Annotated in this window: 2 protein-coding genes and 1 pseudogene; all 3 read right to left on the bottom strand. The window is 50.8% G+C overall.

The window, feature by feature from the left end:
* Nucleotides 1-352: 352 nt before the first annotated feature.
* Nucleotides 353-1,384 carry a sel1 repeat family protein gene (locus ALP40_RS01380; protein WP_122206526.1) on the bottom strand — a complete coding sequence of 344 codons (1,032 nt, stop codon included), beginning with the start codon at nucleotides 1,382-1,384 and terminating at the stop codon, nucleotides 353-355.
* Nucleotides 1,385-1,466: 82 nt separating this feature from the next.
* Complete coding sequence (locus ALP40_RS01375) at nucleotides 1,467-2,519, bottom strand: sel1 repeat family protein (RefSeq protein ID WP_122206525.1); 1,053 nt, start codon at nucleotides 2,517-2,519, stop codon at nucleotides 1,467-1,469.
* Nucleotides 2,519-2,786, bottom strand: a pseudogene (locus ALP40_RS25650) (phospholipase); the annotation flags it as partial. The pseudogene ALP40_RS25650 and the gene ALP40_RS01375, both read right to left, overlap by 1 nt.

Here is a 2,786-nt window from a genome sequence, read left to right as displayed (position 1 = left end):
GCGGGCTGCCGGGGATGAACTTGAGGTGTGTAGGGGGCGCGAAGGCGTTACGCGCCATGAGCAGGTTCTCGCCGGTTTCCTTGTTCCAGGCAATGGCAAAGTTCTTGTGCACGCCATACAGGGCCGGCCCGGAAAGTTTGCAGGAAGCTTTGCCTGCTGCGCTCGTGGCATCGGAGGGCATTTGCGGACAGTGGACTGGGTAGCGTCTGATCATCCTTTATCGCGGACAAATCCGCTCCTACGCCGTGAGTGTGGAAGGTCTACAACCGTTGGCTGAGCAGGTTTTGCATGCGCTGTTGACCAATGGCGCATGCAAACCTTGAGTCAGGATCTAGGTCGCTGACGTGTCTGATTAGTTTTTCTCGTACAGCGGCGACTCTGGCAACGGCTTGCCAGTTTTCGGGTCGAGGAGCTTGGCTTTGGCCAGTTGTTCGATCAAGGCTTCGGTCGGTTTTGGTGGCGGGACGTTGGCTTTGCGTTCCTCGATCCATTTCAGCTTGCCGTCCCAGGCGGGAAGTTTGGCGGGTGGCAATGGAACGATTTCGTTGATTTCGGGGACGGCGGGGTTGGCATAGGACCAGCCACTTAACAACTTGAGAATTTGACCGTAACGTTCGGCGCGTTGAAGATCCTGCTTTTGATCCATGTAATACATACGATCATCTGGTTGTGGTCCACGAAAGCCATTAGTTAAGAAGGAAGCAGCGCTTGTGCTACCTGCTGCTACACCAAGCTGGAGGGATTCAAGAGCATTTTGATAATGCCCGTCATTTTTTTGGTCAATACCTAAGGCTAACGCTGCCTTTCCGCTGCCTTGTTCTGCTGCGCAGCGGCGCATTTGACGAGCAATATCTGGTGCGATGCTTATAGGAAATAGCTTTTCAGCTACATAGGTTTGAGCTTGGGCGTTACCTTCATCAGCCGCTTTTCGATAGTAACGTAAGGCCATTTCCGGGTCCTGCTGTAGGCCGGCAACGCCCCGCTGCAAATAAGTGGCAATTAGGTAGTGTCCAGTCGCCACATTTGCATCGATCAATTGCTGACTAAACCGCAGGACCTCTTCACCGCTTAGATTAAACTGCCCTCGCGCTGTACCGTTTTGCAAATTGATATTTGCCTTATAGTGCTGATTCTCGGCCGCAATGCGGTAAAGCCGTTCGATCTCGGTATCAACAATATGATCCTGCTTGAGCTGATTGTTCTTCTGCAACCACCGCGCATATTGAAAAAGAACGTCTGTATCGGCTGAGGCAGCCGGAATTTTTTCATGCACACAGGTAAACGCCAGCTTGGCATCAACCTCAGCAATACGGTCCAGCCCATGAGGGCCTGCATGGGTGCAAGCTGCGAGCAACAGGCCGGACAGTAGAGCAATCAAACGCATCACACGGTTCCATTGGTGAATAAACGCTTCCCGCCATTAGCCAACATGAGGGCAGGCCTGACAGTCTGGCGAGGCAAACGTATCAGTCTTTCTCGTACAGCGGCGACTCCGGCAACGGCTTGCCAGTCTTCGGATCGAGGAGCTTGGCTTTGGCCAGTTGCTCGATCAGGGCTTCGGTTGGTTTTGGTGGCTGCACGTTGGCCTTGCGTTCCTCGACCCATTTCAGCTTGCCGTTCCAGGCGGGAAGTTTGGCGGGAGGCAATGGAACGATGTCGTTAATTTCGGGGACGGTGGGGTTGGCGTAGGACCAGTCACCCAGTATGTTGCTAATCAGTTTATATCGTTCTGCACGCTCCAAGTCTTCGTCTTGTCCTAAATAGTACATTCGATTATCAGGCTTGGGACCTCGAAAGCCTTTGTTCATAAAAGACGCAGCAATTTCATCTCCTGCTGCAACTCCAACTTGAAACGCTTCAATAGCAGCTTTATATTGTTTAGCTGTTGATAAATTAATACCCAATGCAACAGCTGCGTCACCGTGACCTTGTGCGGCGGCACAGCTCCGCATTTGGCGCGCAATATCAGGTGCAACATCAATGGGCGCCAGTTTTTCGGCCACATAATTTTGTGCCTGCGCACTCCCTTCATCTGCAGCTTTGCGATAATAACGCAAAGCCATTTCCGGATTCTGCTGTAATCCAGCAACACCACGCTCCAAGTAAGTTGCGATTAGGTAATATCCTGTCGCCACCTTTGCATCGATCAATTGCTGACTCAGTCGCAGGACTTCTTCACCGCTTAGCTCAAATTGTCCTCGCATCGTACCGTTCTGCAGATTTACGTTAGCCTTGTAATGGTTGTTCTCGGACGCGATGCGGTAAAGTCGTTCGATCTCGACGTCAACAGCCTTGTCCTGCTTGAGCTGGTTATTCTTCTGCAGCCAACGGGCGTATTGAAAAAGAACATCTGCCTCGGTAGAGGCTGTCGGGAGTTTTTCATGTACACAGGTAAATTCCAGCTTAGAATTTATGTCTTTCAAATTGTCCAACTGATTATCCTTTGTTCGCAAGGAGATGGCATCTGCGTTGCCGCAGGCAATTAATAGCACGCTGGAAAGCAGAAGACTTAAACGCATTAGTCAAGGTCCTTGTAGTTGGCTTCTCCATAGTGAAACTCCACTATAGAGGCATCTGGCTTAAGCTTGCTATTTCTAAAATCTTTGTTTCTTTTAATTACCTCACCCCATGACTTAAAAGCATCCTGAGGCTCATCCTGCGCGCCAAATCCATTCGTATGCAGCCCCCACAACCTGCGCCTCAACTGTTGTGTCGTGTCCGCATGTTCATGACAAATATTCAGTTCACTATCACCCATCATGCTACGGGTGTTGATGTTGGCAGAG

The organism is Pseudomonas viridiflava (assembly GCF_003702045.1).
Taxonomy (GTDB): domain Bacteria; phylum Pseudomonadota; class Gammaproteobacteria; order Pseudomonadales; family Pseudomonadaceae; genus Aquipseudomonas; species Aquipseudomonas viridiflava_C.
This window is presented reverse-complemented; position numbering and strand designations above follow the sequence as displayed.

Excerpts from the sequence above, each read along its gene's own strand:
- ALP40_RS01375 (WP_122206525.1), bottom strand. The coding sequence starts at position 2,519 with ATGCGTTTAAGTCTTCTGCTTTCCAGCGTGCTATTAATTGCCTGCGGC.
- ALP40_RS01380 (WP_122206526.1), bottom strand. The coding sequence starts at position 1,384 with ATGCGTTTGATTGCTCTACTGTCCGGCCTGTTGCTCGCAGCTTGCACC.